The sequence below is a fragment of the Tenacibaculum sp. M1.3A genome, from assembly GCF_057732375.1.
On the sequence record NZ_JBYJEF010000002.1, the window covers coordinates 371,513 to 396,343 of the forward strand.

22 protein-coding genes are annotated in these 24,831 nt (G+C 31.2%); 9 read left to right on the forward strand and 13 right to left on the reverse strand.

Annotation, left to right across the window (positions count from 1 at the left end; genetic code table 11):
- Window positions 1–100: 100 nt before the first annotated feature.
- Window positions 101–997 carry an NAD kinase gene (locus AC28QF_RS04385; protein WP_488200585.1) on the reverse strand — a complete coding sequence of 299 codons (897 nt, stop codon included), beginning with the start codon at window positions 995–997 and terminating at the stop codon, window positions 101–103.
- Between the two features lie 33 nt (window positions 998–1,030).
- Complete coding sequence (locus AC28QF_RS04390; protein ID WP_488200584.1) at window positions 1,031–1,690, reverse strand: CBS domain-containing protein; 660 nt, start codon at window positions 1,688–1,690, stop codon at window positions 1,031–1,033.
- Window positions 1,691–1,748: 58 nt separating this feature from the next.
- Here AC28QF_RS04390 and AC28QF_RS04395 point away from each other — a divergent pair, with 58 nt between their 5' ends.
- Window positions 1,749–2,462 carry a pyridoxine 5'-phosphate synthase gene (locus tag AC28QF_RS04395; protein WP_488200583.1) on the forward strand — a complete coding sequence of 238 codons (714 nt, stop codon included), beginning with the start codon at window positions 1,749–1,751 and terminating at the stop codon, window positions 2,460–2,462.
- A gap of 127 nt (window positions 2,463–2,589) precedes the next feature.
- The gene (locus AC28QF_RS04400; protein WP_488200582.1) at window positions 2,590–3,369 is read left to right on the forward strand and encodes an alpha/beta fold hydrolase; all 780 of its coding nucleotides are present in this window, start codon (window positions 2,590–2,592) and stop codon (window positions 3,367–3,369) included.
- Window positions 3,370–3,435: 66 nt separating this feature from the next.
- Here the strand turns inward: AC28QF_RS04400 and AC28QF_RS04405 are convergent, their stop codons facing one another.
- The 3 genes from AC28QF_RS04405 to AC28QF_RS04415 all read right to left on the reverse strand — a co-directional run bounded on the left by AC28QF_RS04405 (window position 3,436) and on the right by AC28QF_RS04415 (window position 5,892).
- Complete coding sequence (locus AC28QF_RS04405; RefSeq protein ID WP_488200581.1) at window positions 3,436–3,987, reverse strand: porin family protein; 552 nt, start codon at window positions 3,985–3,987, stop codon at window positions 3,436–3,438.
- A 359-nt stretch (window positions 3,988–4,346) separates the two neighbouring features.
- Window positions 4,347–5,141, reverse strand: a complete 795-nt coding sequence (gene truA, locus AC28QF_RS04410) for a tRNA pseudouridine(38-40) synthase TruA (RefSeq protein ID WP_488200580.1) — start codon at window positions 5,139–5,141, stop codon at window positions 4,347–4,349.
- A 457-nt stretch (window positions 5,142–5,598) separates the two neighbouring features.
- Complete coding sequence (locus AC28QF_RS04415) at window positions 5,599–5,892, reverse strand: Crp/Fnr family transcriptional regulator (RefSeq protein ID WP_488200579.1); 294 nt, start codon at window positions 5,890–5,892, stop codon at window positions 5,599–5,601.
- 147 nt (window positions 5,893–6,039) lie between these two features.
- Here AC28QF_RS04415 and AC28QF_RS04420 point away from each other — a divergent pair, with 147 nt between their 5' ends.
- The 4 genes from AC28QF_RS04420 (at window position 6,040) to clpX (ending at window position 9,917) form a co-directional block, all read left to right on the forward strand.
- Complete coding sequence (locus AC28QF_RS04420; protein ID WP_488200578.1) at window positions 6,040–6,387, forward strand: phage holin family protein; 348 nt, start codon at window positions 6,040–6,042, stop codon at window positions 6,385–6,387.
- 84 nt (window positions 6,388–6,471) lie between these two features.
- Window positions 6,472–7,794, forward strand: coding sequence for a trigger factor (gene tig, locus AC28QF_RS04425; protein WP_488200577.1), 1,323 nt, complete (start codon window positions 6,472–6,474; stop codon window positions 7,792–7,794).
- Between the two features lie 129 nt (window positions 7,795–7,923).
- Window positions 7,924–8,583 (forward strand): ATP-dependent Clp endopeptidase proteolytic subunit ClpP, encoded by a 660-nt coding sequence (gene clpP, locus AC28QF_RS04430; RefSeq protein ID WP_488200576.1) that lies wholly within the window; start codon window positions 7,924–7,926, stop codon window positions 8,581–8,583.
- Window positions 8,584–8,678: 95 nt separating this feature from the next.
- On the forward strand, window positions 8,679–9,917 hold the full coding sequence (gene clpX / locus AC28QF_RS04435; protein WP_488200575.1) for an ATP-dependent Clp protease ATP-binding subunit ClpX: 1,239 nt from the start codon (window positions 8,679–8,681) through the stop codon (window positions 9,915–9,917).
- Window positions 9,918–10,038: 121 nt separating this feature from the next.
- On the opposite strand, the gene AC28QF_RS04440 is transcribed toward clpX, so the two are convergent.
- Complete coding sequence (locus AC28QF_RS04440; RefSeq protein ID WP_488200574.1) at window positions 10,039–11,379, reverse strand: leucine-rich repeat domain-containing protein; 1,341 nt, start codon at window positions 11,377–11,379, stop codon at window positions 10,039–10,041.
- 123 nt (window positions 11,380–11,502) lie between these two features.
- On the opposite strand from AC28QF_RS04440, the gene dnaG reads away from it, so the two are divergent.
- The gene (dnaG, locus tag AC28QF_RS04445; protein WP_488200573.1) at window positions 11,503–13,509 is read left to right on the forward strand and encodes a DNA primase; all 2,007 of its coding nucleotides are present in this window, start codon (window positions 11,503–11,505) and stop codon (window positions 13,507–13,509) included.
- Window positions 13,510–13,692: 183 nt separating this feature from the next.
- On the opposite strand, the gene nadE is transcribed toward dnaG, so the two are convergent.
- A complete protein-coding gene (nadE, locus tag AC28QF_RS04450) occupies window positions 13,693–14,481 on the reverse strand; it encodes an NAD(+) synthase (RefSeq protein ID WP_488200572.1) in 789 nt (262 codons plus the stop codon).
- Between the two features lie 95 nt (window positions 14,482–14,576).
- On the opposite strand from nadE, the gene gldB reads away from it, so the two are divergent.
- Window positions 14,577–15,539, forward strand: a complete 963-nt coding sequence (gene gldB, locus AC28QF_RS04455) for a gliding motility lipoprotein GldB (protein ID WP_488200571.1) — start codon at window positions 14,577–14,579, stop codon at window positions 15,537–15,539.
- Window positions 15,539–15,874 carry a gliding motility protein GldC gene (gene gldC, locus AC28QF_RS04460; RefSeq protein ID WP_483707052.1) on the forward strand — a complete coding sequence of 112 codons (336 nt, stop codon included), beginning with the start codon at window positions 15,539–15,541 and terminating at the stop codon, window positions 15,872–15,874. The genes gldB and gldC overlap by 1 nt, the downstream gene beginning before the upstream one ends.
- A 29-nt stretch (window positions 15,875–15,903) precedes the next feature.
- On the opposite strand, the gene folK is transcribed toward gldC, so the two are convergent.
- The 6 genes from folK to tamL all read right to left on the reverse strand — a co-directional run bounded on the left by folK (window position 15,904) and on the right by tamL (window position 24,788).
- Window positions 15,904–17,034 carry a 2-amino-4-hydroxy-6-hydroxymethyldihydropteridine diphosphokinase gene (gene folK, locus AC28QF_RS04465; RefSeq protein WP_488200570.1) on the reverse strand — a complete coding sequence of 377 codons (1,131 nt, stop codon included), beginning with the start codon at window positions 17,032–17,034 and terminating at the stop codon, window positions 15,904–15,906.
- Window positions 17,035–17,314: 280 nt separating this feature from the next.
- Window positions 17,315–19,549 carry a polyribonucleotide nucleotidyltransferase gene (locus AC28QF_RS04470; RefSeq protein WP_488200569.1) on the reverse strand — a complete coding sequence of 745 codons (2,235 nt, stop codon included), beginning with the start codon at window positions 19,547–19,549 and terminating at the stop codon, window positions 17,315–17,317.
- A gap of 188 nt (window positions 19,550–19,737) precedes the next feature.
- Complete coding sequence (rpsO, locus tag AC28QF_RS04475) at window positions 19,738–20,007, reverse strand: 30S ribosomal protein S15 (RefSeq protein WP_218771429.1); 270 nt, start codon at window positions 20,005–20,007, stop codon at window positions 19,738–19,740.
- 152 nt (window positions 20,008–20,159) lie between these two features.
- On the reverse strand, window positions 20,160–21,017 hold the full coding sequence (gene accD / locus AC28QF_RS04480; RefSeq protein ID WP_488200568.1) for an acetyl-CoA carboxylase, carboxyltransferase subunit beta: 858 nt from the start codon (window positions 21,015–21,017) through the stop codon (window positions 20,160–20,162).
- 160 nt (window positions 21,018–21,177) lie between these two features.
- Window positions 21,178–22,245 (reverse strand): class II fructose-bisphosphate aldolase, encoded by a 1,068-nt coding sequence (gene fbaA / locus AC28QF_RS04485; protein WP_488200567.1) that lies wholly within the window; start codon window positions 22,243–22,245, stop codon window positions 21,178–21,180.
- Between the two features lie 92 nt (window positions 22,246–22,337).
- Window positions 22,338–24,788 (reverse strand): translocation and assembly module lipoprotein TamL, encoded by a 2,451-nt coding sequence (gene tamL / locus AC28QF_RS04490; RefSeq protein WP_488200566.1) that lies wholly within the window; start codon window positions 24,786–24,788, stop codon window positions 22,338–22,340.
- Window positions 24,789–24,831: the final 43 nt, after the last annotated feature.

Below are 24,831 nucleotides of genomic sequence, written 5' to 3' on the forward strand. Positions count from 1 at the left end.
ATTAGCGTGCAAATATAGGGAAATGAATTTGCTTTAAAAAGTTAATAATCTGTCTTTTTGATTAACCTTTTTTTTCGGATTTTATTGTAATTATATACAATTATAAAGATTCATTTCTGGTGTCTTCGCCCCATAAAAGTTTGCCTCTAAGTGTTTTTAGGTGGGATTGATGATTTAGTAAAATGCTTTTTACCGTAAAAGAGGCTTTTTGTATTTTAATTTTAGTGCCTTCAGAAACTGTTGTGATTCGAGAATCTAAAGAAATTAAGTAATCTTTTTCACGGGCGCTAACTTCTAACTCAATTAAAGTGTCGTCTGGTATTACCATTGGCCTTGCGTTTAAGTTATGAGGTGCAATTGGTGTAATCACAAAACTTTTAGAATCAGGCAAAATAACAGGGCCGTTACAACTTAAAGAATAGCCTGTAGAGCCTGTAGGAGTGGATATGATTAAGCCATCTGCCCAGTAGTTAGTTAAATACTCTTTATTTAAATAGGTTTTTACGCCAATCATTGATGTGGTATTTCTACGAGCTATGGTAATTTCGTTTAGTGCAAAATCTAGCTCTGTAAACTCTTTTGCTTGAGGAGAGGTTTTTATTTGTAATAAAGATCTGTCTTGAGTAGTATAGTTTTTCTTTAGCAAAAGATCAACAGCTTCGTTAATTTGATCCTTTTGTACCGTAGCTAAAAAACCTAATCGGCCCGTGTTTATTCCTAAAACAGGTATGTTTAAATCTCTAATATAAGTTACAGCTCTTAAAAAAGTTCCATCACCACCAATGGTAAACATCACATCAAATGAGTTAGATAAATCACTAAAATGAGCATAAGTAGGATATTTTTTAGTTAAAGAATTATTTTCAACTAATAAGTCATAAAATTCTTTTTCAAAAAAAACAACAATTTTATTTTTCTCTAATGCTGATACTAATATTTTAATTTCCTTTTCAGCTGAAATTGTATAAGCCTGGCCGTAAATAGCTACTTTTTTCACTTGTAATATTATTTTTTGGTATAGAAATGTAAACTACATGTCTAAGTATTTTTTTAAATAATTGGCCCTGTCTTTTAATTCTTCTAAGTAAAAATCATCTTCATGTTTTGTAATAACATTGTAATCATATCTACGAAAAGTTTGAATAATTTCGTTTATTTCTTCCGTAATTATTTTTAAAGTAACCTGAATGCTATCTTGGTTTTCTGAAGATGTATAAAGACCTAGTAATTTTGCGCCGTTCGTTTCTACTATTTGGGCAATTTCTCCCATAGAAGTATCATTTTTGCTCTTCTCTATAATTAAAGTTTCACTTTCATTGTGTAAAAAAGGACTATCAGCAAAGGCATCTAAAATATCGCTTAATTCATAATAACCAACATAGTTCATTTCTTTGTCTAAAACCGGAATTAAATTACAGTCATTATCTGCAAATAAAACAATTAAATCTAAAAGAGCTGCCTTTTCGTTCGTGTAAAAATGATCTAGTAAATAAGCGTATTCACTAAGTGGTAGTTCTTTGTTTTCAATCGTATGAACATCACTTTCTGGTAAGCAACCAATTAGTTTGTCGTTTTCAATAATAGGAATATGAGTTATAGGTAAATCTTTGCATACTTTTAAAGCGCTTTTTACAGTGCTTTTTAAAGTAAGTGCCTTAATTTCTTTAAGTATAAACTCGTTCACATTCATTACTACGAATATAGTTTAAAATGTTTTAATGATTATCTTTGTAACCTAATTTTATGAGATGACAAAGTTAAGTGTAAATATTAATAAAATTGCTACGTTACGTAATTCAAGGGGTGGAAATACACCTGATTTATTAAAAGTAGCAACCGATATTCAGGATTTTGGTGCACAAGGAATTACAATTCACCCAAGACCAGATGAACGTCATATTCGTTATCAAGATGCATATGATTTAAAATCGATTGTAACAACCGAATATAATATTGAAGGAAATCCGATTGATCAATTCATGAAAATGGTGTTAGCAATAAAGCCAACACAAGTAACATTGGTGCCAGATAGTGTAGATACTTTAACATCAAACGCTGGTTGGGATACTGTAGCGAATCAATCGTATTTACAAGAAGTGATTTCGGAATTTAAGGGCAACGGAATTAGAACCTCAATTTTTATTGATACTGATTTAAAGTTGATTGAAGCCGCAGCCAAAACAGGAGCAGATCGTATTGAATTATATACCGAAGAATTTGCAACTCAGTTTGATTTAGGTAATAAAAATGCTATAAAGCCATATGCAGATGCTGCAATTTTAGCACACGAATTAGGTTTGGGTATTAACGCAGGGCATGATTTAAGTTTAGAAAACATTCAGTTTTTTAAAGAAAATATTCCCAATTTAGCGGAAGTTTCTATAGGGCACGCACTTATTTCTGAATCGTTGTATCTGGGTTTAGAAAACGTGGTGAATATGTATTTACACAGATTACAATAATAAATTTTTAATATTTCCTCGAGCATTACTAAAGCAAAGTATATTTTGTTGAAAGTAGTGAGTGTAGCTCAAAAGAGAGGCTAATTTAGGTCTCCTCTGCGCTCGACCAGGTAAACTTCAAAAATAAATGAGTAATAACCAGATTTTACATTCTAGAATAATAGGTGAAGGAAAACCGTTGTTAATCTTGCATGGTTATTTTGGTATGGGTGATAATTGGAAAAGCCATGCTAACAAATTAGGGGAAGACGGATTTGAAGTACATTTAATAGATCAACGAAATCATGGTCGTAGTTTTCATTCTGATGAATTTAATTACGAAGTAATGGTTGCGGATTTGTATAATTATATACAACATCATAATTTAGAAAAGGTAGATTTATTAGGGCATTCTATGGGCGGAAAAACAGTAATGTTATTCGCTACTGAGTATGCTAATTTGGTTGGTAAATTGGTAGTTGCTGATATTTCACCAAGAATGTATCCGCCACATCATCATGATATTTTAGAGGCTTTGAATTCTGTTGATTTTACGGTTCAAGATTCACGAAGCTTGATAGATGAAAAACTGTCAGGATTGATTCCGCAAGTTGGCGTGCGACAATTTTTATTAAAAAGTGTGTACAGAAAAACGAAAGATCAATACGGGTTTCGTTTTAATTTAAAATCGTTGACTGAAAACAACAACGAAGTAGGTGAAGCTTTGCCTTCTTTTACTGTTTTTGAAGGCGAAACTTTGTTTTTAAAAGGTGAAAATTCAGGTTATATTTCGGTAAATGAAGAGCCTATAATCAATGCGCACTTTCCTAATTCTACCATAAAAAAAATAGCCAATGCAGGTCATTGGCTACATGCTGAAAATCCGAAGGATTTTTATACAGCGCTTATTGGTTTTTTAAAGAAATAGCTAGTTAGAAATAATAAAAGCCGATGTAAATTTACCCCGGCTTTATAATGTTAAAACTACTGTGTATTAGAAGAAGTAACCAGCGGAAAGTTGAAGTACACCGCTTTTAATCTTATTTGTAGTATTGTCTATATTATTAACATTAGCTAAACCTAAGTTGTAACGTGCGCCAAAATTAAGACCATTATCTAATTTATACCCTATACCCATATTGATACCATAATCCATATTTTTAAAGTTGTCTTTAACGTTTGCTTTTTCATTTTCAGCAGAAAGTAAAAAACCAATTTGAGGACCTACCTCTAAACTGAATTTTTCGGTAGCATAATATTTTGCCATTAAAGGAATATTTAAATAGTTTAATGCAATTACATTATCACCAACGCTATATCCTTGACCAGAAAAAATTAATTCAGGTTGAAAAGAAAATTTATCTGTAATTGAAATTTCAGCCATTGCACCAAAATTAAAACTTGTTACAGTTTTTGCATTGTTGGTGTTTTCACCTCTAATGTCTGCAAAGTTAAGACCTCCTTTTACCCCAAATTGAACGTTCTGGGCATTCATACCTACAAAACCAAAAATAGTAGTTAATGCTACTAATAGTACTTTTTTCATAATTTAAAAATTTATTTATTTTAAACAAATTAAAAGGTTTTTTTAATGTGCAAATCCTGTTTTATTAGAACTTTAACTTTTTTAACCCATTTTAACAGAAACCTCTATATATTGTGTTTTTATTAAGTTTTAGAGGTAATAAATATTTGTTTTAAATTTTTATATGTGATTTTAAATCATGTTAAATAATTTTATAAATTTCTGACATTTTTATTTTAGATATAAAAATGCTAATTGTAATGTGAAGAGATATGAATTTAATAAATAGACTATTGAAATTTGTTAATATTGATTAAGGTTGGCAGATTTTTTTTCTCAATTCATCAATGTTTTTTTGCTAATTTTTATCAGACTCTAGGTTACTCCAATCCAACGCTCAGCATTTTCACCAAATTATGTGAATCATCCAATTTTAAAAAAGGATATTCCACCTTGCTGAGAAAAAGACCGTTTGGATGGGCAGAATACTTAACTTTTAACTTTTTTTTTAGATTTAAAATTTCGTTAAATTCATCTACTGTAATTTTACAACGTCCGACTTCTAGTAAATAATAAACACAAATTCTTACCATGCCGCGCAAAAAACGATTGCCTGTAATCGTAAAGCGCATGCGTCCTTGTGCTTCATCAATAAATAATTCGCAATTACTTATCTCACAAAGTGTATTATCGTATAAATGTGGTTGTTTACACAGCGCCTTAAAATCTTTAGTTTCACGAATAAGAACCACAGCCTTTTTCATTAATTCGAAGTCTAACTTTATATCTTCATAAAAAGAACTATTGTGAAATAGTATTGGGTTTTTCTTCCAATGTATAAAATAATCGTAGGTGCGTGATACTGCACCATAACGGGCATATTGATCTTCGTTGACTTCAAATATTTCAAAAACGGCGATGTTATTAGGTAAGTTTTTATTCAGTCTAAATTTTAAATCGAAATTAGGTGGTTCATCAAGATTGATGTCTATAACATATTGGCTGGCATGCACACCTGCATCGGTTCTGCCGCAACCATAAACGCTTATTCTTTTATTAAAGAGTTTAAAAAGTGTTTGTTCTAGGGTTTCTTGAATCGTATTTCGGGTGTTATTTTGTCTTTGCCAGCCGCTGTAATCGGTGCCATCGAATCCTAAGTGTATAAAGTATCGCATTTGTGAATTAGAAAAAGAGTGAATTTAGTTATTACAAAGGAGTTATGGGTTTGACAAAATCTTATATTATTAGCTGTTTTTTTTGATTGTTACACAAGGTTTTAATGGTATTCCGAGTTTTAATTCGTTTTGTCAATAATTAGCGAAGTTACTATAAAAACAGCTTAGGAGTCAACCTGGTTTTTGGACACTAAATAAATGTAAGTTTATTTATCTTATTTTAAAGAGGGTTTTTTCTGATTCTGCTTAACGAAGTATTAGTAACACCTATATAAGAAGCTAAGATTTTTAAGGGCACGTTTTTAAGGACTTCAGGCTGCTGTTTTATTAACTTTAAATAGCGTTTTTCGGCAGAATCTTTTATCATGCCTAACATGCGATCTTTAAGGTTCTAATAATTCATAATCAACATCATTCTGCCAAATTCTCTAAATTCGGGTATGGTACGAAAGCTTTCTTATACATCATCATATTTCATTTTCCATAAAACACAAGAGGTAAGGCTCTGAAAGTTTTCGCTGCTTGGTTTTTGTTTGAAAAATGATGAAAAGTTGTTTACAAAACAGAAAGGAGAAAAAATATTGGTAGTAATTTCATTACCATTACTATCAATGGTGTACGGTCTTACTAGTCCAAATTCTAATATATAAGTTGCTTTCGGAGTTTTGTTTTCTGCCAAAATATCAATATTGCTTTTAATTTCAACCAACTCGAATTTTGCAGTTAATAGTTTAGCTTTTTCAGTAGGCATTGGTAAGATAGATTGTATATATATTTATATATTTTCTTTATTCGTTGCTTTGTTTTTGTGAGTAGTTTTGTTTTTGCAACTGACAAAACTGCAGGTTTTTAATTTTGGTACGATTATCGCCTTTTTTATCCTCAAAACATAAAAGTAATGAAACTATTTTTAAAATTATTGCTAACCGCGTTGGCAGTTATCATATTAGCAAGTGTATTACCAGGTGTGGTTGTAACAAGTTATGTAACAGCAATAATTGTAGCTGTAGTAATTTCGTTATTAAACATGTTTGTACGTCCGTTATTAGTGTTTTTTACACTGCCTGCAACTATTGTAACACTAGGGTTGTTTTTATTTGTAATTAATGCTATTATTATATTGCTAGCAAGTAGCTTAGTTACTGGCTTTGCAGTAAGCGGGTTTTTTACAGCACTTTTATTTAGTGTGCTGTTATCAGTATTTAGATCGTTCTTGTTTTCGTTGTTAGATGAAAATAAAATATAGCTAAAAACGAACGAATTGAACCTTTTGCAGAAAAGGTAAAAATAAACTAATTTTGCACCCGATTTTAAAGAAACATATTTTAAGATGAATATTACAAAACAAAACGTAGATGCGTTAAACGCAGTTATAAAAGTTGATATAGTTGCTGAAGATTACCAAGCTACAGTAACAAAACAATTAGAAGATTACCGTAAAAAAGCAAACATTCCAGGATTTAGAAAAGGTCAAGTGCCAATGGGAATGGTAAAGAAGCAATACGGAAAATCAATAATGATTGATGAAGTAAACAAGCTTTTACAACAATCGTTAAATAAATATTTAGCAGAAGAAAAATTAGATATTTTAGGAAATCCATTACCAAGAATAGAAGATAATTTTAATTGGGATGCAGAGAAGTTTTCTTTTGAATTCGAATTAGGATTAGCTCCTGAGTTTGATGTAAACTTAAAACCTAAAAATAAGGTTACGCAATATAACATCATCGCAACTGATGAGTTATTAGCAAAGGAAATTGAAAATATTCAAACACGTTACGGTAAAATTTCACCTATAGATGCAGTTACAGAAGAAGCTAACATTACAGGTACGTTTGTAAACGAAGCTGAAGAGATTAATAAAAAATCAACAATTTCTGCAAAAGACATTAAAGGTAAAACAAACTTAAAGAAGTTTGTAGGTGCTAAAGTTGGTGATGTTTTAGAATTAAAAACAAAAGATTTATTCGAAGATGAGCACAAATTGCAAGATGCCTTAGGTGTTGCTCATGAAGCGGTTCATGGTTTGGACGTTGCTGTTACTTTTACAATAGAAGAAGTTACAAAAACAGAAGCTGCAGAATTAGATAAAGAATTATTTGATAAATTATTTGCTGACGGAAGTGTAAGTACCGTATCTGATTTAAAAGATAAAATTAAAGAAGACGCAGAAAAGCAATTTCAGCAACAAGCTGATCAGCAATTATTAAATGCAATTACTGAAAACTTAGTAGAGAATACAAAATTTGAGTTACCTACAGAGTTTCTACAAAAGTGGTTACAAACTGCAGGTGAAAAGCAATTAACTGCAGATGAAGCTGTAGCTGAATATAATAAATCTGAAAAAGGTTTACGTTACCAATTAATCGAAGGAAAGGTTATGAAGGATAACGATATTAAGATTGATTATAAAGAGTTAGTGGATTATGCAAAAGGATTTATCCGTTCGCAAATGGCACAATTTGGTAACATGAATCCAGAAGAAAAAGAGTTAGATGATATTGCTGGTAGAGTTTTACAAAACCAAGAGGAAGCTCAAAAATTACAATCACAGTTAATTAGTCAAAAATTATTGGCTTTTTATAAAGAGAAAATGAGCTTTGATTCGAAAGAACTTTCTTACGAAGATTTCATCAAAGAAGTATATAAATAACAGTTGTAAACTGTTTAAATAGTAAGAAACCTGAATGTGAATTCAGGTTTTTTTAGCCATAAACGGTAACAATATACTAACTAAATAGTTCTTATATTTACACCATATAACCCAAAAAACATTTTTAAAATGGATTACGGAAAAGAATTCGAAAAATACGCAACAAAACACCACGGAATAAACAGTACATATTTAGGTAAAATAACAAGTAGTTTAACGCCATATATTATGGAAGAACGTCAGATGAACATTACCCAAATGGATGTTTTTTCTCGTTTAATGATGGATAGAATTATCTTTTTAGGAACCGGAATTAACGATCAGGTAGCTAATGTAATTCAAGCACAATTATTATTTTTAGAAAGTGTAGATGCTAATAAAGACATTTCAATCTATATTAATTCACCAGGAGGAGGTGTTTATGCAGGTTTAGGTATTTACGATACAATGCAATTTATAAAGCCAGATGTTGCAACTATTTGTACAGGTATGGCAGCATCTATGGGAGCAGTTTTAATGTGTGCTGGTGAAAAAGGTAAACGCTCTGCTTTGCCACATTCACGAATCATGATTCATCAACCATTAGGTGGAGCACAAGGGCAAGCATCTGATATAGAAATTACAGCAAGAGAAATCTTAAAGTTAAAAGATGAGTTGTATAATATTATTGCTAGTCATTCAGGACAAACATTCGATAAAGTAAATAAAGATTCTGATCGTGATTATTGGATGAAAGCCGACGAAGCAAAAGCTTACGGAATGGTAGATGAAATTTTAACAAGAAAATAATACATTACTGTCATTACGAACTGAGTAACATAATCTCTTTTTTTTAGAAAGAGATTATGTTTTTAACTCGTTATGACGTTATAAAGTAACATAAAATGTCGAAAGAAGAAAACTTACAATGTTCCTTTTGTGGGCGTAAAAAGCCAGAAACCGATTTGTTAATTGCAGGTATGGATGCGCATATTTGTGATAAATGTATAGAGCAAGCTCACGGTATTGTTGAGGAAGAAGTAACTGAAGCAAAAGCAGATGGTTTATCGAAAGATTTAACATTAAAAAAACCAAAAGAAATTAAAGCTTTTTTAGATCAGTACATTATCGGACAAGACCAAACAAAAAGAGGAATGTCGGTAGCTGTATATAATCACTATAAACGATTATTACAAACTAAAGACGAAGAAGATGAGGTTGAAATAGAAAAGTCTAATATTATTTTAGTAGGTGAAACAGGTACCGGTAAAACATTGGTAGCACGTACAATTGCTAGAATGTTAAATGTACCTTTTTCTATTGTAGATGCTACAGTTTTAACACAGGCAGGATATGTTGGTGAAGATGTTGAAAGTATTTTAAGTCGCTTATTACAAGCCGCAGATTACGATGTAGAAAAAGCACAGCGCGGTATTGTTTTTATTGATGAGATTGATAAAATAGCACGTAAAGGAGATAATCCTTCAATAACTAGAGATGTATCTGGTGAAGGTGTTCAGCAAGCTTTATTAAAATTATTAGAAGGATCTGTAGTAAATGTTGCCCCTAAAGGAGGAAGAAAACATCCAGATCAGAAGTTTATAGAGGTTGATACTAAAGAGATTTTATTTATCGCAGGTGGTGCTTTTTCAGGTATTGATAGAATTATCAGTAAGCGTTTAAACATGCAAGCTGTTGGTTATAGCGCTTCAATTGATGAGGATAAGGTTGATGAAAGTAACTTATTACAATACATCATTCCTTCTGATTTAAAATCATTCGGATTAATTCCAGAAATCATTGGTCGTTTACCTGTATTAAGCTACATGAATCCGTTAGATGCAGAAACATTACGTGCCATTTTAACAGAGCCTAAAAACTCTATTATTAAGCAATACACAAAGTTGTTTGCGATGGATGATGTTGAGTTCACTTTAACTGAAGAAGCATTACAATACATTGTTGATAAGGCAATTGAGTATAAATTAGGTGCTCGTGGTTTACGTTCGTTATGTGAAGCTATTTTAACAGACGCAATGTTTGATTTGCCAGGTTCTGATGAAAAAATATTAACGGTAACAAAAGAATATGCAGAAGCTAAAGTTACAAAATCAGCTTTAAAGAAATTAAGAGCAGTTTCGTAATTTATACTAAAAGTATACCCTCATAATTATTAGTACTATTAAGATTAATAATTATTGATAAAATAAAAAGACCACATTTATTAAAATGTGGTCTTCTTTATTTTATGATAAAAGTGTTTTTTTAGTGCGATATAATTTTACTGTGTTTCTTAATCCACTGATTAAGTTGTTCAGCAGTTAAATTATATTTTTGCTGTATTTCATTCTTTTTACTTTGTATATGAGCCTCGTTCAAAACAGCATATTCGTATTCTTTAGCAATTGATTTTTGAAACTTCTCGTAATAATTTTTTGCTGTTGCTTGTGGCTGTGTAGTTTTAGGTTTAAGCGCAGAATCACCAAGTAAATTAATCCACTGCGTAAATTCTTCAGCATTTAAATTATATTTTTTTTGTACTTCTTCTTTTTTACTTTGCAAGTAAGAAGGTGTTAAAATTGCTTTTTCATATTCCTCTACAGCAGATTTTTTGAATTTAGAATAATAAGCAACTGAGTGTTTTTGAGGTAAGCCAACATCTGTACTTTTAACTACATTGTTATTAGAAACTAATAAGCTAGAGTATTTATTAATCCATTCAGTTAACTGAGTAGGATTTAAATTATATTGTTGTTGCAACTCATCCTTTTTACTTTGTAAATGAGCAGCTGTTAAAACTAATTTATCATACTCAGTAACTACAGAAAGCTGAAACTTTTCGTAATAATTAGAAGCAGTTTGTTTAGTTGTGTTATTTTGTGTAGGTTGTACTTTTTTAACTACAGGTTTTGTTACTATTGGCTTATTTTTAGGTGTAGGAGTAAGTACGGTGGTAGTTTCAGTGTAGTCAGCATTGCTTGTATATGCAGCTGTTTCGTCTTTATACCATGCTTGTGGAATGTTGTTTAGCTGTTTGTCATTTACAAGAATAGCATCAATTTCATTACTAGTTGTGTCTAAACTTTCTAATTTCGTACAACCTTTAACATCTAAATTTGTTAAACGATTAAAGCTACAATATAGGCTTTCAAGATTTTCGTTATCTCCAAGAAGAAGTTCTGTTAGTTCATTATTATCACAACTTACATAAATTAACTCAACATTATTACTAAGGTCAAGACGCTCTATTTGGTTATCACTACAGTTTAAAAATGTAATAGAAGTACTTTTAGATAAATCTATTTTAGTAATATTGTTACCAAAGCAATCGATACGTTTTAAATTAGGAAAGCTTTCAAGACCTGTTAAGTCTTTAATTTTAGAATGTACATTAGGTAAAAGTTTATTTGTTATCGGGTCGTTTACATTTAAGTTAACAACATGTCTTGCATCACTAACCAAAATACTTCCGTTTAAACCGTTCGAGTCGATTCCTAGGTCGATTAAACATTCTTCTAAACCAATATCAGGAATAGTAATCGTTTCTTGTGCAACTACATTTAAAGTTAGCAGTAATATTATATATAAAGATACACTTGTTTTCATAATAGGTTATTTGGTGCAAAATTATATATTTATATGATTTTGACAAGTAAAAAGGTTAAGAGATTTCTTTTTAACATAAACGTATTTAAAACTAGTATATTTGTTAGCTGTATTTTACACTATATGATAACCCAACAAACAATAGAAAAAGTTTTTGAAGCCGCCCAAGTAGCTGAGGTAATTGGTGAGTTTGTTCAATTAAAAAAATCAGGAAGTAGTTTTAAAGGCTTAAGTCCGTTTACTGATGAGAGAACTCCGTCGTTTATGGTATCTCCGGTGAAACAAATATGGAAAGATTTTAGTACAGGAAAAGGAGGGAACGCGGTTTCTTTTTTGATGGAACATGAGCATTACACATATCCAGAGGCAATTAAATGGTTGGCTAAAAAATACAATATCGAAATTGAAGAAACCGAGCAGTCTGACGAGCAAAAAGAGCAGCTGAACGAAAGAGAAAGTATGTTTTTGGCATCTAAATTTGCTAAAGATTACTTTCACGATGTATTAATGAACAGCCAAAAAGGGCGTGCAATCGGATTGTCTTACTTTAAAGAAAGAGGTTTTAGAGAAGATATTATAGAAAAATTCGATTTAGGATATTGTAAAGATGAATGGACTAATTTTACTGATGCTGCATTAGCAAAGGGCTACGATTTAAAGTATTTAAAATCTACAGGTTTAACAATTGTAAAAGAAGGCGGGCCACAAATCAAAAAATTTGATCGTTTTAAAGGCCGTGTAATGTTTCCGATACACAGTATGTCGGGGCGTATTTTAGGTTTTGGAGGTAGAATACTTACCAACGATAAAAAAGCAGCCAAATATTTAAACTCGCCAGAGAGTGATATTTACCATAAAAGTAAAATTTTATACGGAATTTATCATGCAAAGAAAGAGATCGCAAAACAAGATAATTGTTATTTGGTAGAAGGATATACCGATGTTATTTCTTTTTATCAATCTGGAGTAGAAAATGTAGTCGCTTCTTCAGGTACGGCACTTACTTCTGATCAAATTCGATTGGTAAATAGATTAACTAAAAACATTACCGTTTTATTTGATGGTGATGCAGCTGGAATTAGAGCTTCTATTCGTGGTATCGATTTGATTCTTGAACAGGGAATGAATGTAAAAGTAGTATCTTTTCCTGAAGGTGAAGATCCAGATAGTTTTGCAAAAGCACACTCTACAGAAAAATTAAAACAATATTTAGACGAAAAATCACAAGATTTTATTGAGTTTAAAGTGTCTTTATTAATGGAAGAGGCAGCGAACGATCCTGTAAAAAAAGCGGGATTAATTCGTGATATTGTTACCAGTATATCTAAAATTCCTGATGGTATTCAAAGAGAAGTATACGTGCAAGAATGTGCGCGTATTATGGATATTTCTGAACGTGTTTTGTTTAGCGAATTAGCACAGTTGATAAGTAAAGGGTTGGCTAATTCTAATAAACAGAGTCAAGGTAATAGTTCTTATCAGCCGCAAGCGGAATATTCTTCGCAACAAGAAACAGCATCATTAGGTCTTATAAAAGGAGGAGGAAAAGGTCGTCAGAAAATTAATCAACTTAATATTTTAGAAAAAGAAATTATAAGAATATTGTTGTTGTACGGAAATGAAGTAATTGATTTTGTAAACTGGGTAGATGGTGTTGATGAAAAAGGACGCCCTATTATGGAAAAAGAAGAGTATCAAAATACTGTTTCTAATGAATTGTATTTAAACTTACAAGAAGATGAAATTGAATTTGCCAACGAAATTTTTAAATTAACTTATTATCAATTAGTGCATCAGTTAAATCAAGATGAAAAAATTTCTATTGATCAATTAATAATGCATGAAAATCAAGAAATATCAAATTTAGTAACCAATATTTTAATGGATGAAGAAAAATATTCTTTAAGTGATTGGGAACGAAAAGAAATTTTTGTAACAGAAACAGTGAAAATACTTCCTAAACTAGTTTCAGATGCGGTATTAAATTTAAGAAGAATTTTAATTGAAGAAAAAATTAAAGAGATACTTCACGAAGTACAAACGCAAAATGCAGTACTCGATTTAGAAGAAATTTCTAATTACACCGATTTAAAAAAGCGATTATTCGAGAAACTTAACCGCGTGGTTTAATATTTTTTCATAAACTTTCTAGTTTTTTTGTACCTTTATGGTGAAAAAGAAAAAGATATTATGAGAAAATTGCTAGATTTTTTTGAACTCCTAAGATTAATTATACTGTTGCCGTTTAAAATTTCGAACGGACATAAAAAACAAGCCTATCAAAAGATTAAACGACAAATGCTGTTGGTTAATTTACTTTAAATTACTAGGTATTTCGCAAACAGGAATAGGTACCATTTTGTGCTGATTAATTCGATTAAGACGAGTGTATATTTTAAACACTTCTAGTTTTCTATCAGAAAAATCAGTATTGCTTTTACCTTCGTTTTGCATTTGCATTGCCCATTCTAATTCATCATACGACGCACCTATTTGATCTTCGTCTGTTCTGCTATCGCCGAATAAACCATCTGTAGGTTGTGCTTTTTGAATTGATTGTGGCACGTCTAAATGCGCAGCTAAAGCAAAAACTTCCGATTTAACTAAATCTGCAATAGGACTTAAATCAACACCTCCATCGCCGTACTTGGTGTAAAATCCTACACCAAAATCTTCTACCTTATTACCTGTTCCGGCTACTAATAATCCGTGTAAACCTGCAAAATAATACAAAGTAGTCATGCGTAAACGCGCACGTGTATTTGCTAAGGCTAAATCAGTTTTTGCTGATTTTTCAACTTTAGGAACCACGGTTTTAAAATTTTCAAAAGTACTTGTTAAATTTACTTCTGCTTCCGTTACATTGCTAAAACGTTCTTTTAATTGTTTAATATGTTCATTTGCCCTATTTACTTGACTTTCTGCCTGATGAATCGGTAACTCAACGCATAAAGTAGGTAAACCCGTTTTTGCGCATAAAGTTGAGGTTACGGCACTATCTATACCGCCAGAAATACCAATTACAAATCCGTTAACGCCAGAATTTGTTGCGTATTCTTTTAGCCATTGTACAATATGTTCTGAAACTTTAGGTGTATTCATAATCAGATAGATTTTATAAAGGTTTATATAAAAAGGATATAAACTATTTTAGTAATTTCGACGTTGTAATGTTGAATGTAAATATACTAAAGTTCATGAGAAAATTTTTAGCACTTTGTGTTTTAGTTTCTAGTTTAATGTCTTGTAAAAAAGAGGCGGCTATTAATTTTAAAGTCGATGTTTCTAACATTGATGTTGTTGTAAATATAGATCGATTTGATGTTGATTTTTATACGACAACTCCAAATAATTTAAATCAAACAAAAAATAAATATCCGTTGTTGTTTCCGCCACAACCTGATAGTGTTTGGGTAAATAAAATAAATAACGAAGATGAAAGGGAATTGTTTAATGAAACTCAAAAAGTTTATAAAAACATAGATAGTTTAAGAGCTGAGTTAATATCACTTTTTAAGCATTTAAAATATTACAATCCGAAGTTTAAAAGCCCTAGAGTAATTACAATGCTAACAAATATCGATTATGATAATCGAATTGTATATGCAGATAGTTTATTGCTAATTTCTTTAGATGCTTATCTTGGTGAAAAGCATCGATTTTATAATGATTATCCTGTTTATGTAAAGCAGCATAATGATAAAGAACATATTATTGTAGATGTTGCAAAAGCAATCATAAATGCACAAGTTTTTGCAGGTAAACAAAGAAGTTTTGTTGATAAGATAATTCAAAAAGGAAAGAGAATTTATTTGTTAGATACCTACTTACCGATGGTTTCTGATCAAGAAAAAATAGGATATTCTCCAGTCAAATATGCTTGGGCAAAAAACAATGAAGAACATATTTGGAAATATTTTATTGAAAAAGATATGTTGTATAGCACCAATAAAGAATTAGATAAACGTTTTATAGATATTGCCCCTTTTTCTAAGTTTTATTTAGATGGAGATAATCAATCACCAGGTAGAATAGGGGAGTTTATTGGTTGGCAAATTGTGCGTTCGTACATGCAAAAGAATGACGTATCTTTGCAGGAATTATTACAAAAAAACGAAGAGGAAATCTTCAAGAATTCAAAATATAAACCAAAGAAATAATGGCGATAGAGCACACTTCTAAAATAACATTTAAGGTAGGGTTAGACGAGAATAAAGTTCCTGAAGAGATTACATGGAATGCTGAAGATGGCGGAATAGATAACGAGCCTTCAAAGGCAATCATGTTATCGGTTTGGGATCATAAGAAAAAAGATACTTTACGTATGGATCTTTGGACAAAAGATATGCCTGTTGATGAGATGAAGCAATTTTATCATCAAACATTAGTATCTATGGCAGCTTCATTTGAAAGAGCGACCGATGATGCTAAAATGGGTGCAACCATGAGAGATTTTTGTGATTACTTTGCAGAGAAGTTAGAGTTAAAGAAATAATAAAAAAAGCAGCTTTTAAGCTGCTTTTTTTATGCGTTATGGTTTTTAATTTTATTAATAATAAGGTTATAATCTTCTGTATTGTTTACAAAATCTAAATCAGAAACATCAATAATTAAAATATTTAAATTGGGTGCTGTTTTTATAAAATTACTATAACCATCGTGTATTTTTTGTAAATAACTAGCTTCTATATTTTGTTCGTAATCTCTTCCTCGCTTTTTTATGTTTTCTAATAAACGTTCTGTGTTTTGATATAAGTATACATACAAATCGGGCTTAGTGATTTCTTTGTACATTAAATCGAACATTTTACGGTATAATTTATACTCGTCTTTTTGCAAGGTAACTTGAGCAAAAATTAAAGATTTAAAAATATAGTAATCAGAAACAATAAAGTTTTTAAATAAATCGAATTGCGCTAAATCATCTGTTAATTGCTGATACCTATCGGCTAAAAAACTCATTTCTAACGGAAAAGCGTAGCGCTCATTATCTTCATAAAATTTTGGTAAAAACGGATTATCAGCAAAACGTTCTAACACAACTTTTGCGTTAAATTCGTCAGACATCATATTAGCTAATGATGTTTTTCCTGCACCAATATTTCCTTCTATAGCAATGTAATTATATTTTTCGGTAATAGGAGTTGGTCTTTTTAATTGCTCTTTAATAAGTGTTATTTCTGAATTGTCTGAGCAGTTTTCTAAACAAATATATAAATGCTTTTTTTCTATCGGATGAATGGTGTTTCTAGCAATTTCAGCTAAAGGAGTCAATACAAACTTTCTATCTAACATCCTAGGATGCGGTACAATAAGATTTTCAGAGAAGATTATTTCATCTTCAAATAAGATAATATCTAGGTCAATAATTCTGTCTGCATAGCCCTCTGTATCTTTTCTAGCTCTTCCTAATTCTTTCTCTATTGCAAGCAAATTTTTAATTAAACTTTCAGGTGGTAAATAAGTAGAAACTTTAATACATGTATTGTAAAAATCAGCACCATCAAAACCTAATGAAGGTGTTTTATATATAGAAGCAATTTTAAGGACAGCACCAACTTTACCAGCAATTATATCAATTGCATTTTGAATATTTTCGAGCTTATCACCTTTATTGGTTCCTATTGATAAATATGTTATTCGTTGTATTTTCATGTGTAGTTTGCAAAGAAAAATAAAACTAAAATAACATAAGTGAAAAATATGATTTTTTTACTTAAAATAAAGTAGGGTAAAAGTTATTAAGCTTGTTTTAAGGTTGGATTTCTTTAATAGAGTATAGTTTTTATTAAGATTATTGGGGAATGGTCAAAACAAAACTCTTAAAAAATTGCTATTTTTAGCAACCTTTTATATCTCTAAGATCTCTCTGTTAATAAGGTAACAAAAAAGGCAACCATACGGTTGCCTTTTTTTAATTTTATAGGAAAAGATTTTATTCTTCTTTTCTAGGTTCTCTTGGTTTTCTGTCATCACGTCCGCGATTATCTCTGCTTCTGTTATCACGCCCTCCAGAACGTTTGTCATCTCTTGGTGGTCTTGCTACATAGCCTTCTGGTTTTGGTAACAATGCTTTACGAGAAACTTTTTCTTTACGAGTTCTTGGGTCCTGACCAAAGTACTTTACATCAAAAACATCACCCATGTTTACTACATCAGTAACGTTTTCTGTACGTTCCCAAGCTAATTCACTAACGTGTAATAAAACTTCGTTTCCTGGAGCTTCTGCATATTCTACAACAGCACCAAAATCTAACATTTTAATTACTTTTACTTCGTAAGCGCTACCAACTTGCGGCTTAAACAACATAGACTCGATGCGAGTAATAACTTGTTCTATTCCTGCAGGATCAGTTCCTAAGATTTCAATAATTCCTTCTTCAGTTACAGCGTCTTCAGTAATTACAATTGTAGTTCCTGTTTCTTTCTGTAATTCTTGAATATGTTTACCTCCTGGTCCAATAAATGCACCAATCATATCATTAGGAATACGTCTGTTAATCATTTTAGGAGCATGCTCTTTAACTTCTTCGTTTGCTGAAGCAATTGTGTCAGTTAATTTCTCTAAAATATGTAAACGACCGTCACGAGCTTGTTTTAGTGCATTTACTAAAATTTCGTAACCTAATCCTTTTACTTTAATATCCATTTGACATGCAGTAATTCCTTCAGAAGTACCAGTTACTTTAAAGTCCATATCACCTAAGTGATCTTCATCACCTAAAATATCAGATAAAACTGCGTAACGATCACCATCAGAAATTAATCCCATAGCAATACCAGAAACGGGTCTTGTCATTTTAACACCTGCGTCCATTAATGCCATTGTACCAGCACAAACTGTAGCCATAGAAGAAGAACCGTTAGATTCTAATACTTCAGATACTACTCTTACTGTATAAGGACAATCGTCTGGAATCATTCCTTTTAATCCACGTTGCGCTAAGTTACCATGACCAACTTCTCTACGAGATGTTCCTCTTAATGGTCTTGCTTCACCTGTACAAAAAGGAGGGAAGTTATAGTGTAAATAGAAATTCTCTTCACCTTCGTATGATGGCATGTCTATTTTATTTGCATCTCTTGATGTTCCTAAAGTAACAGTTGCCAATGCTTGCGTTTCTCCACGAGTAAAAATTGATGAACCATGTGTAGAAGGTAAATAATCTACCTCACACCAAATTGGTCTAATTTCATCAGTCTTACGACCGTCTAAACGTAATCCTTCAGCTAAAGTTAATTCACGAACAGCAGCTTTTTGAGATTTATTGAAATATTTTCCAACTAAATCACCATAATCTGCTAATTCTTCTTCAGTAAAAGCAGCTTTTACTTCTTCTTTTACTTCAGCAAAAGCAGCAGAACGCTCTGCCTTAGATGTTCCTTTTTTAGCGATAGCATAACACTTATCGTAAGCAAGGTCATTTATTTTTGCAGCAACTTCTTCGTCTTCTCTTTCTCCTTCGTACTCTCTTGTTTCTTTCTTTCCGAAAGCTTCAGCTAAACGAACTTGAGCAGCACACTGAATCTTAATAGATTCATGAGCAAATTTAATTGCATCTGCCATTTCTTCTTCAGAGATTTCATCCATTTCACCTTCAACCATCATTACAGAATCAGCTGATGCTCCAATCATCATATCGATGTCAGACTCTGCTAATTGTGCTCTTGTTGGGTTGATTACGAATTCTCCATTTACTCTAGCAACACGTGCTTCAGAAATAGGACATTCGAAAGGGAAATCAGATAATTGTATTGCTGCAGAAGCTGCTAAACCTGCTAAAGCATCTGGCATAACATCTTCATCATGAGACATTAATTGAATCATTACTTGTACTTCAGAATGATAATCTTTTGGAAATAACGGACGTAAAACACGGTCTACTAAACGCATTGTTAATACCTCTCCATCACTTGGTCTTGCTTCTCTTTTAAAGAAACCACCAGGATAACGACCTGCAGCAGCAAATTTTTCTCTATAATCTACCGTTAAAGGTAAAAAGTCAACTGTTCCTGCTTTGTAGCTAGATACTACAGTACATAACAACATTGCTTTTCCCATTTGAACAACAACCGAACCATGGGCTTGTTTTGCTAACTTACCCGTTTCTAATGAGATGGTTCTTCCATCTCCAAGGTCAATGACCTCTCTAAATACTTTTGGAATCATAAATTTTAATTCTAAATTTTTAAATTGTTTGTTGTTGTTGTGTTGTTATTGTTTGTTGTTGCAATGGAAATTCAAAATTGTTGTTAAAAATCTTGAGTTTTTTATATAAATTTCTATTAGTTAGATAGAAATGAACTTTTTTTAAAATAAAAAAGAGGCACGTTTATAGAGCCTCTTTTTTGTGAGAATTATTTTCTAATTCCTAATTCTACGATAATCGCACGATATCTGTTGATTTCTGTTTTCTTTAAGTAATCTAGTAAACTTCTACGCTTACCTACCATCTTTACTAATGAACGCTCTGTGTTAAAATCTTTACGATTTCTTTTTAAGTGCTCTGTTAAATGGTTGATTCTAAATGTGAACAATGCAATTTGTCCTTCCGAAGTACCAGTATCAGCTTTACCTTTACCGTGCTTTTCGAATAATCCTTCTTTTACTTCTTTTGTTAAATACATTCCAATATTATTTAAATGATTTTTATGTACACCAATAATGTTTTTATTGATGCTGCAAATGTACAAATATTTTTTTATTTGAAATGTATACAAATGAGTGTTTTTCAGCAGGATGAAAAACAAAAAAAAGCTAGCATTAGCTAGCTTTTTTATTATGCTCTTATAGGCTGATTCTGAATCAAGTCTATATATAAGTTTACTTGTTTTTTTAGATTCTTACGTTCGTAAATTCCGTCTAAAAAACCATGTTCTAAGACAAATTCCGATCGTTGAAAACCTTCAGGTAATTCTTTACCCGTTGTGTCTTTTACAACACGTGGCCCCGCAAATGCAATTAAAGCATTAGGTTCGGCAATATTAATATCTCCCAACATTGCGAATGAAGCTGTTGTTCCTCCTGTAGTAGGATCGGTACATAATGAAATATACGGAATTTTAGCATCTGCTAATTGTGCCAATTTAGCTGATGTTTTTACCAATTGCATTAAAGATAGTGATGCTTCCATCATACGTGCTCCTCCAGATTTTGAAATCATTAAAAAAGGAAGTTCGTTTTTAATAGCATAATCAATAGCTCTTGCTATTTTTTCTCCTACAACACTTCCCATAGATCCACCGATAAAAGCAAAATCCATAGAAGCAATAACAATATTGTTTCCGTAAGATTTACCAACAGCTGTACGAACAGCATCTTTTAAGCCAGTTTTCTTTTGTGCCGCTTTTAAGCGATCTGGATATTTTTTAGTGTCTTCAAACTTTAAAGGATCTTTTGATGTTAAAGTTGCATTTAACTCAACAAAATTATTGTCATCAAAAAAAAGTTCGAAATACTCATGACTTCCAATACGAACATGGTATCCATCTTCTGGACTTACATATAAGTTTTTCTTTAATTCATCAGTACCTATTATTTTACCACTAGGTGTTTTATACCACAAACCTTTAGGTGTGTCTTTTTTTTCTTCGGTTGGGGTTTGAATCCCTTTGTCTGTACGTTTAAACCAAGCCATAGTTTAGTTTATATTTTGTTGTTTGTTTTTAGTTGACTCTTTATATTTTAAGAAAAGAGCTGACGACAAATGTAAATGATTTTTGTGAACTTTACTTTTGATAAATAAAAAAAAAGCACTTAGAACATTCTAAGTGCTTGTTTTTTAAAGGTTATGAATACTATAAAGTATTTACATTGTTTAAATCTTCAAATGCTTTTTTAAGACGCGTCTTAAATGTTAACTCTCCTTCTCTTAGCCATTTACGAGGGTCGTAATATTTTTTATTTGGTTTGTCTGCTCCGTCAGGATTACCAATTTGAGCAGCCAAGTATTCTTTGTTATTTAAAACATAATCACGCACACCTTCGGTAAAAGCATACTGTAAATCGGTATCAATATTCATTTTTATAACTCCGTAACCAATTGCTTCTCTGATTTCTTCTAGGGTAGAACCTGATCCGCCATGAAAAACAAAATCGATTGTGTTATGAGCAACATCGTACTTTTTTGAAATATATTCTTGAGAGTTCTTTAAAATTTTCGGTGTTAATTTTACATTACCCGGTTTGTAAACTCCATGAACATTACCAAAAGCAGCCGCAATTGTAAATTGATCGCTTACTTTCATTAATTCTTCATAAGCAAAGGCAACTTCTTCTGGTTGTGTATATAATTTAGAAACATCAACATCAGAATTATCTACGCCATCTTCTTCACCACCAGTTATTCCTAATTCAATTTCTAAAGTCATACCTATTTTACTCATACGAGCTAGATATTTTTTACAAATTTCAATATTTTCTTCAATAGGTTCTTCAGATAAATCTATCATATGCGAACTGTAAAGAGATTTTCCTGTTTCTTTATAAAACTGCTCACTTGCATCTAATAAACCATCAATCCAAGGTAATAATTTTTTAGCAGCATGATCTGTATGTAATATTACCGGAATTCCGTAGGCTTCAGCTAATAAGTGCACATGTTTTGCTCCTGCAACAGCCCCAGCAATAGCAGCTTTTTCATTTTCATTTGATAAACCTTTACCTGCGTTAAATTGAGCTCCACCATTAGAAAACTGAATAATTACTGGTGAGTTTAATTCTTTTGCAGTTTCTAAAACAGTATTTACGGTGTTAGAACCTACAACGTTTACGGCAGGTAATGCAAATTTTTTATCTTTAGCTAATTGAAATATTGCTTGAACTTCTTTACCGGTAGCAACACCAGCCTTAATAGTATGAGCCATTTTATTTGTTTTTAGTTGTGTTTAGCGCATCAAAAATAAGAAATTTTCAACGTATTAATAAGAAATAACAGCAAGTGAATTGATAATAAAAATTAAAAAGGGTAATTAATTCCTATGTTTAATACAGAACTATTGAAATCGAAGTTTCTAAACCACCTATTATTATCTAAATAAGGTTCGTGCACTTTAAAGCCTAAATCTAATCGTGCTATTAAAAATTTAAAGTCATAGCGAAGCCCGAAACCAGAACCAACCGCCATGTTGGCTATAGATTTTATATTTTTAAACTTAGTACTTTCTTCAGTGAATTGAGAATTAGTAATGTCCCAAATATTTCCTGCATCAACAAATAAAGCTCCTTTTAAAGAACCTAACACATTAAATCGATATTCAAAACTCGATAAAAACTTTAAACTACCAATATTATATTCTAATCCTGGTTTTCTTGTTCCTGGCCCTAAATCGTAAGTTCTCCAAGCTCTAATATCGTTAGATCCTCCTGCGAAATAGCTACGAGAGAAAGGAATGTTAGATTTATCGTATGTTATAATTGCACCTAAAAAAGTACGATGTGCTAAAACAGTGTTATTACCAAGATTCCAATATTTTTTATATTCTATATCTGTTTTAAAGTACTGAGCAATAGGAAGTTTAGAAACTGTTCTTTGACCTCTATTGTTTGTTTCGTTTGATAATAAACCCATAACGTTTCCAGAATTAGCAATTCTTAGTTTTAGAAAAGAAAAACTGGCATCTTTAGCATTTTCTTGATTGTTGTACGTATAACTATAAGCTATTTCAGGAATTAAGAAATCAGAAGTAATTATATTGTAACGATTAAAAATGTTAAGGTTGTTTTGATATTCTGTAGGATTTGTAGTAGCAAAAGAATTGTCTTGGGCAACGTTTCTAATAAATTGAAGAATAGCAGCAGAATTAGTAGGTCTGTTAGCAGGTAACGTGTATGCAGCTGTTGCGTTATCTACATTTTTTAATTTTGAATATTCTGAAGCATAGATGTTAAAATAATTATCAACATTTAAATTTCGGATATATTGAGTGTTAAAAAATTCTAACTGAATTGTTTTCTGTTTATTGTATTTCCACTTGTAATCAATACCCACAGAGATATTTTGATTATCAAGCCCTATGTTTTTTTGAACACCACCCCCCACAAAAAACTTTGTTCTAGGAAACATTTTTTTAGGCACAAATTTATGTAATCCAAAAGGAGCCATAAAACGAGGTACTTCTAAAGAAAGGTCAGCACCTACTTCCCAACCAGGCCCGTTATTAGAATTAAAATAAGATCCGAAAGTTGATAGTTTAAAAACTTCAGCGCCTTTAAAAGTGTTTCTGTTTGTAATTGAAAACTTTAAAGAAATATCAAAATTTCTAATATTAGATCGAGACAATTCTGTATCTAAACCTAAAGTGTATTTTTCAATTGGAGTTAAAAACACATCTGCTTCTAATTCGTGATCGTTTAATTCATTATAACGAATAGAAGTAGCTTTAAAATTCTTTAAACCTCTTAAATGTGTACGTGTTAAATTTCTAGATACGTCATCATAAACAGTGTTAGGTCTAATAAATAAAGATTGTGATAAGAATTTAGGGTTGTATTTTAATTTTTTATGCGCATAAAAATTAATACCTTCATAGAAAACAGAATCTTTATGAACGGCGTTTCTTTTATTGTAAGTATAGTCGGTATAAACGTTTATTTTTTTTATTTTTTGAATTTTAAACGGAACAACTCTATCAGAAATATTAATGTTTACACCTGCCTTTTGGTAGTTTTTTAATGTATCTATTTCAAAAGAAATGTAATTCTCATTAAAATGATACACTCCCTTATTTCGAAATAAATTAACTAACCGATTGGCTTCTTTAATAAAATTAGCATCCTTGTATTGATCGCCCGATTTAAGAAAACTTTTTTCTTTTAAATCTTTATATATAACATCAAGAACTGGAGATGATATTTTTGTGCTAATTGTGTCTAAAAAAGAAGGTTTACCTTTTGATACATTGTAAGATATAGCTCCCTTTTTACTACTTACAGAATCTTTTTGAGAAGAAACACGTGATCGAAAATAACCTTCGGTTTGAAAATAAGCATTTAAATTGGTTATTGTTTTTCTTGTTTTCTTGTCATCAATAACAACAGGAGCTTCACCACTATTTAAAAACCAGTTATTAAAACCAATAAAGCTTTTAGCAACAGAGATACTTTGCTTTTCAGAAAAAGCGCTTTTTAAAAAGGAATATGTTTTTGGTTTTTGTTTACCCCATTGCGAAGGAGTTTGTGGGCCTTCTGGGTTTCCTAAATTATAAAAATATAGAGATAAGGGGATGCCCAAAGCTTTCGCGTTAGGTTGTTGTATAAGTAATTCAGTAATGTTTTCGCTTGAGTTTTTAACACTATCAACATAAATAGTGTTTTTTGTTAGTAATAACTCATTTTCTTTTACATACTTTATCGTGTTACACGAACTGAATAAGACTACTAATAAAAAGAAGAAAGAAAGTTTTTTCATTAACTTTACGCCTCGTATTTTAAAAATCAAAAATACTAATTTT

What these genes read in the sequence shown, in the direction of transcription:
- AC28QF_RS04390 (WP_488200584.1), bottom strand. Translation starts at nt 1,690, where the DNA reads ATGAATGTGAACGAGTTTATACTTAAAGAAATTAAGGCACTTACTTTA.
- AC28QF_RS04395 (WP_488200583.1), top strand. Translation starts at nt 1,749, where the DNA reads ATGACAAAGTTAAGTGTAAATATTAATAAAATTGCTACGTTACGTAAT.
- AC28QF_RS04400 (WP_488200582.1), top strand. Translation starts at nt 2,590, where the DNA reads ATGAGTAATAACCAGATTTTACATTCTAGAATAATAGGTGAAGGAAAA.
- AC28QF_RS04405 (WP_488200581.1), bottom strand. Translation starts at nt 3,987, where the DNA reads ATGAAAAAAGTACTATTAGTAGCATTAACTACTATTTTTGGTTTTGTA.
- truA (WP_488200580.1), bottom strand. Translation starts at nt 5,141, where the DNA reads ATGCGATACTTTATACACTTAGGATTCGATGGCACCGATTACAGCGGC.
- AC28QF_RS04415 (WP_488200579.1), bottom strand. Translation starts at nt 5,892, where the DNA reads ATGCCTACTGAAAAAGCTAAACTATTAACTGCAAAATTCGAGTTGGTT.
- AC28QF_RS04420 (WP_488200578.1), top strand. Translation starts at nt 6,040, where the DNA reads ATGAAACTATTTTTAAAATTATTGCTAACCGCGTTGGCAGTTATCATA.
- tig (WP_488200577.1), top strand. Translation starts at nt 6,472, where the DNA reads ATGAATATTACAAAACAAAACGTAGATGCGTTAAACGCAGTTATAAAA.
- clpP (WP_488200576.1), top strand. Translation starts at nt 7,924, where the DNA reads ATGGATTACGGAAAAGAATTCGAAAAATACGCAACAAAACACCACGGA.
- clpX (WP_488200575.1), top strand. Translation starts at nt 8,679, where the DNA reads ATGTCGAAAGAAGAAAACTTACAATGTTCCTTTTGTGGGCGTAAAAAG.
- AC28QF_RS04440 (WP_488200574.1), bottom strand. Translation starts at nt 11,379, where the DNA reads ATGAAAACAAGTGTATCTTTATATATAATATTACTGCTAACTTTAAAT.
- dnaG (WP_488200573.1), top strand. Translation starts at nt 11,503, where the DNA reads ATGATAACCCAACAAACAATAGAAAAAGTTTTTGAAGCCGCCCAAGTA.
- nadE (WP_488200572.1), bottom strand. Translation starts at nt 14,481, where the DNA reads ATGAATACACCTAAAGTTTCAGAACATATTGTACAATGGCTAAAAGAA.
- gldB (WP_488200571.1), top strand. Translation starts at nt 14,577, where the DNA reads ATGAGAAAATTTTTAGCACTTTGTGTTTTAGTTTCTAGTTTAATGTCT.
- gldC (WP_483707052.1), top strand. Translation starts at nt 15,539, where the DNA reads ATGGCGATAGAGCACACTTCTAAAATAACATTTAAGGTAGGGTTAGAC.
- folK (WP_488200570.1), bottom strand. Translation starts at nt 17,034, where the DNA reads ATGAAAATACAACGAATAACATATTTATCAATAGGAACCAATAAAGGT.
- AC28QF_RS04470 (WP_488200569.1), bottom strand. Translation starts at nt 19,549, where the DNA reads ATGATTCCAAAAGTATTTAGAGAGGTCATTGACCTTGGAGATGGAAGA.
- rpsO (WP_218771429.1), bottom strand. Translation starts at nt 20,007, where the DNA reads ATGTATTTAACAAAAGAAGTAAAAGAAGGATTATTCGAAAAGCACGGT.
- accD (WP_488200568.1), bottom strand. Translation starts at nt 21,017, where the DNA reads ATGGCTTGGTTTAAACGTACAGACAAAGGGATTCAAACCCCAACCGAA.
- fbaA (WP_488200567.1), bottom strand. Translation starts at nt 22,245, where the DNA reads ATGGCTCATACTATTAAGGCTGGTGTTGCTACCGGTAAAGAAGTTCAA.
- tamL (WP_488200566.1), bottom strand. Translation starts at nt 24,788, where the DNA reads ATGAAAAAACTTTCTTTCTTCTTTTTATTAGTAGTCTTATTCAGTTCG.